This window comes from Prevotella merdae (genome assembly GCF_900290275.1).
GTDB classification, from domain to species: domain Bacteria; phylum Bacteroidota; class Bacteroidia; order Bacteroidales; family Bacteroidaceae; genus Prevotella; species Prevotella merdae.
In genome coordinates this window covers 1-5,403 of the sequence record NZ_LT985334.1, presented here as the reverse complement: position 1 = coordinate 5,403, position 5,403 = coordinate 1, and the positions used below count along the sequence as shown (strand labels likewise).

4 protein-coding genes are annotated in these 5,403 nt (G+C 40.1%); all 4 read left to right on the top strand.

The genetic code is table 11. The features are described 5' to 3' along the window. The first annotated feature begins 139 nt into the window (after positions 1-139). The 4 genes from C9991_RS17205 to C9991_RS16390 all read left to right on the top strand — a co-directional run bounded on the left by C9991_RS17205 (position 140) and on the right by C9991_RS16390 (position 4,733). Entirely contained in the window at positions 140-268 is a 129-nt protein-coding gene (locus C9991_RS17205; RefSeq protein ID WP_255414814.1) for a hypothetical protein, read from the top strand. A gap of 20 nt (positions 269-288) precedes the next feature. After that, positions 289-927, top strand: coding sequence for an HU family DNA-binding protein (locus C9991_RS16405; protein WP_106813542.1), 639 nt, complete (start codon positions 289-291; stop codon positions 925-927). 104 nt (positions 928-1,031) lie between these two features. After that, the gene (locus tag C9991_RS16400; RefSeq protein WP_106813541.1) at positions 1,032-1,877 is read left to right on the top strand and encodes a BRO-N domain-containing protein; all 846 of its coding nucleotides are present in this window, start codon (positions 1,032-1,034) and stop codon (positions 1,875-1,877) included. A 1,998-nt stretch (positions 1,878-3,875) separates the two neighbouring features. Beyond that, positions 3,876-4,733, top strand: a complete 858-nt coding sequence (locus C9991_RS16390; protein ID WP_157949524.1) for a hypothetical protein — start codon at positions 3,876-3,878, stop codon at positions 4,731-4,733. Positions 4,734-5,403: the final 670 nt, after the last annotated feature.

Below are 5,403 nucleotides of genomic sequence, written 5' to 3'. Positions count from 1 at the left end.
AAGTAGTCAACTATAAGTATGACTAAAATTAAATAAGTCAACGTGAATTATAAATAAGTAATAACTGAGTCAACTTGTATTATCAATAATACTTAGAGTGGTCAACTAAAATCGTTAAACCACAATAAGAATTGTATCTTTGCATAATAAATCTCCGTTCCGTGACACCGAATGGCCGTTCCGTGTCACCGAATGGCCGTTCCGCGTCACCGAATGGTCGTTCCGTGTCACAGAACAGACATTTAAATACAGTTACAAAGAGAAATAAACCTAATAAAAAGCAAAAATATGCCAAAGTACAAGCTACAAGAAATGTCAAGCCTCAACGGCGTTGGCAAAAACCGAGTGTTTCCAAAGATTGTAACCAACCGCCAGTTGGACACAAAGGAGTTTGTCAAGAATTTACACTCCTACAACCATACAATTTCTGAAAGCATAATAGAAGCCGTGCTCACCGACATGGGCGACTGCCTTGTCAGGTTATTGTCCCAAGGCTACACCGTTAAGCTCGACGACATAGGCACCTTCTCGCTATCGCTCGAATTCGACGATAAAAAGCCTGTGGAGATGACCGACAATGACGACAAAATGCTCTATCGCAATGTTACGGTGAAGGACGTCAACTATAAGTCGTCGCCACAACTTATCAAACATCTTAAAAGCAAAACGGTTCTGGAGCGCGACATGGGAGGCGTTAGTCGTCTGTACAAGAACAAATACACGCCAAAAGAGCGCATCAAGCGTGCCACCAACTGGATTGACAAGCACGGAGTTATTACCCTGCAAGAATATGCAACCCTTAACAACCTTAGCCGCACATCCGCCTCTGGCGAACTGAAAAAGCTGTCTGAAGGCGACGAGGCTCCTTTCGAATCAAAAGGAAAAGGTAGCCACAAGGTTTGGGTAAAAGCGGGCTGGCAGCAATAAGGCATAGTACTCAATTCTTCACGCTTAGGCTGTAATGGCAAGCAGGAATAGAATATAGCTACTTTTGTAAGTAAAACACATATTAAAATATAGCAAATAGAGATATGACGAAGAAAGAATCTCTTCAACGGTTTGAAGAAAAGAAAGTGCGAACCGTATGGGACGACAAGGAGGAAAAATGGTATTTCTCCATCGTGGATGTATGCGGTGTGCTGACGGAACAACCAGATACTGAGCATGCGCGAAACTACTGGAAAGTATTGAAACACAGGCTTGTAAAAGAAGGCAATCAAACGGTTACAAATTGTAACCGTTTGAAGCTTCGTGCCTCAGACGGCAAATTGCGCATGACAGACGTTGCTGATACTGAGCAGCTTTTCCGCATTATCCAGTCGATTCCTTCACCAAAGGCAGAGCCTTTCAAGGTTTGGATGGCACATGTGGCAAGCACTCGTTTGGAACAGATGCAGGATCCTGAAAAGAGCATAGATCAGGCCATTGTTGACTACAAGCGTTTGGGATATTCTGATGCTTGGATAAACCAGCGTATTAAGTCTATAGAAATCATGAAAGAACTCACAGATGAATGGGCACGCACGGGGGTGCAGCAAGGTCTGCAATATGCTTCTCTTACCGACATCATTACCCGAGAGTGGAGCGGAATGACAACCAAACAATACAAGAGTTTTAAAGGTCTGAAGAAGGAGAGCCTGCGCGACAACATGACCAACATGGAGATAGCCCTCAATATGCTTGCCGAGGCATCTGCTACGGAGCTGTCCAAACAGCGCAACCCTAATGGATTCCATCAGCAGAAGCAAGTGGCTAAGGATGGTGGCAGCGTAGCGAAAGCCGCACGTACGCAGTTGGAGTCAAAGTTAGGGCACGGAGTGATTTCATCAGCAAAAGCCAGTGATTATCTGCCTAATTTAGAAGATAACGATAAATAAGCATATTCTTGCTGACAAAATAGACTTTCTGTCGGTAGCGAGAAAACTTTAAAAGTGAGGAATGAAAATAATATGGCAAAAAAGAAGTATATAATAGTAGACCTTTTCTGTGGTTGCGGAGGAATGACGTTAGATTAGATTTGTCTGATGTTAAATCGTCTGTTGAAGAAATTTCAAAATATTCTCCTGATATATTTGTAAAATAAGCTTATATAGCTGATGCCCTTGAATATGCAAATAAGCATTGCTTTCGTCAATATTCTCATGCCTCAAAGACTCTGGTTGCTAAAGTTCACTAATAGCCTTATCAAACAGTTCACCCACCCTTTCTATGTACCCTTGTCCATTATTACTCAATTCTTCACGCTTAGGCTGTAATGGCAAGCAGGAATTGAAGTTACTATAATATAACGCTTGTTGATAGATTCTATTCATATCCTTTACTTAACCGGGGTTGTCACATCTTCCATGTAGATAATCTTATCACCGCATCCGTCTCCGAAGATGCTCGGCGAATGAGTAGTGATAAGGTAGTTGAGGATATAAACAAAACATGTTAATAGAAACCCATCCGTGCAGCTTAGGTATATCTGCGCAGAGGAGTATTATTATGTTGTAATACTCTTTAGAAAGAGCCTTATCGGATTATCTATATTTGTAATATCAAATGCATAGACTGAGTGAAGTTCAACCTTGCCCTATGCCGACATATGCTAATCAAAAGGAAAAAAACGGCAAGGCAAGTATTGGGTACGTTATTTGATATATAAAGTTTTGCCATAAAAATTTGTAAGTATGGGTAATTATGTTTAAATTTGCAACAACTCACGGATAGTCCTTGTTGGGCTTGTGGGTATACTTACTGGTAAAGGACGTTTATGAAACGTTATCTTGGAGTCTTCGAATCTCGCAAATTTGAATCCGCTTCCAAAAGATAAGGCAACATGAATGTCCACGATGGGTGTATTATATCCCCCTCGTATTATAGTGTATCGTTGTTTTAATACAATGGTATGCTTGTACGTGGTATTTTATAATGCGTCATGACGTGGGCTATCTGTGTTGCTTATCCTAGGAGCGGAGGCAATGCGAGAGCCTGAAGACTTGGGATGAGCGAGAATTAGAGACTCCCACGTCTTTTTTAGTATCTATCTATTCGATCTTTAATTAACCGCCTATTCTCGGGAGTTCTGCAAGGCATTTATTTTTATCACTATGGCAAATAACAAGAACGAAGAACTTCAGTCTCGCAGAGATTTCTTCAAGAAAGCAGGAAAGGGCATTTTGCCTGTTTTGGGTTTGATGATGTTGTCAAATATTCCGGGCATTGTAACTGCAGCCGAAAAGACTCCAAGCGGTTGTGATACCAATTGTCAAAATGGTTGTGCGCAAGATTGTTTTACGGGTTGCGAGGGCAAATGCGCCGACCACTGTGCTCATTCTTGCAGTGAGAATTGTGTTGGAAGCTGCAGAGGGCGCTGTATAAACGGTTGTCAAGGCGGTTGCAAATTTACCTGTAGAAACCAGGTAGAGTATAACTAATAGTCTCCCATAGCGTAGTGTTTTTCACTATGCTATGTTCCAACTTTTATAAATAATTTCAAATTGTTTTTATGATATTATGCAGAATAAGGATTTAAAGTCAAGACGCGAGTTCTTTAGAAAGGTTTCCAGTATAGCCTTACCTCTATTAAGCACATCTTTTGTTAGTTGTAGCATCTTGCAAGATAGCCTAATGAATGCTCTTGGAGGAGACACTGATGGAGGTGGTTATTCAGGCGGATATGATAGTAGCGGATATTCGGGTGGTGGCTCAACAAGCGGTTGCAGTTGGGGATGTGTAAGCTTGTGCCAGCAAACATGCACCTTGAATTGTGCCTCCAACTGTACAAATGGATGTAAAACCCATTGCACTGGAAGTTGTACAAACTCTTGTTCTGGTAGTTGTAGAGGCTCTTCTAGAATTTAAGTATTATCTTTTAACTAAGCTATATTATTATGAGACATTTTTTATTTATAATAATGCTTATTGTATGTCAGAATGCAATGGGCAACGACTATGTCACTGTGTTTAAGGCTGGTAATAAAGTATGCACACCAATTACCATTAAATCGTCGGCAGGTGAATACACCCTGACAACAGAATTGCGAATACCTACATCGTTAAGTTGGTTTGAGGCTTTTGATTGTCAAGGTCGTAAGATAATGGAGACGGGAAGCACCGTTTCTGTTGGTACTGGCAAGACTACGGTACGTACCTACGTATTAAATACATTATTTCCTACAACTAAAAACCAATCTGAAAGTGAAGAGTCTGTTTATGATGACAACAACTCTTCTTACAATGGCTCTTCAAACATATCAGAAGGAAACAGTTCGGATTTTACGCAAAATATGGCTTATTGGCTTTCTGAGACAAGTTCGCGAAAAGGTTGGGATATTGACTATAATGTTGTGACCGTTGATGCAGGTTATGGCTATCCTTATGGCGGATTGGGCATAAGAGCCCGCTATATATCTCCTTGTGTTGTAGGCGTTTCTGCAGCAGTAGGCTATAATACAAAATATGAGGAGCATACTAATAACAACAAGAAAATATATTGGAATGCAGGAGTTCAGTTTCATCTTAACAAATATATAGCCCTTGCACTATACGGTGGTCCACAATATTTCAAGGATTTTGACAAAACAGATATTGGAGTTGGAGCATTTGTTGAAGGCACCTTTTTTATATATAAGTCCATTGGTATTACTGGCGGTATTGGTGGAGTAATGGATGGCGAACAAGACATGGATAAGACAAAAGGATATTTTGCCGGACATATAGGCCTTACTTTTAAGATTTTTTCAGACTAACAATTGATTGTCTACATTTTTGTATGAAAACTTGCAAATACGAATAACAATTCTTATCTTTGCAACAACCCACAGATAGCCTTTTAAGGTTGAGTTGCTGGGTATATATTTACAGGTAAAAGACGTTTATGAAACGTTATCTTGGAGTCTTCGAATCTCGCAAATTTGAATCCGCTTCCAAAAGATAAGGCAACATGAATGTCTACGACGGGTGCATTATATCACTTCGTATAACAGCATATTGTTGTTTCAATACAATGATATGCTAATACGTGGTATATTATAATGTGTCGCGACGTGGGCTATTAGCGTTGTACATAGCAAGACCGCAATTCTTATTTGTTACCTACTTGATTATCAGTAGGTACACAATAATGCAAACGTAAGCATCATTTTATTGGGTGACAAGAAAGGACCAACAAAATGAAAAACAAATCCTGTGCAACAAATTTTGCTACCCAATAACCATTTTCCCTGTTACTTCTACTTCAAGAACCATTTTTACTGGCGGAAAGAAAAAAGATGTGTTACTTGTCTATGGCTGCCAACCAAAGCCAATACACAAATATAAATTCATTCATCTTAGGATATATATACTAATGGATTGGATGAACTGAACGAATTGCGGAGCGATAGCCCAACCGTGCCATGTGCAGTATTGGGTTGTCGC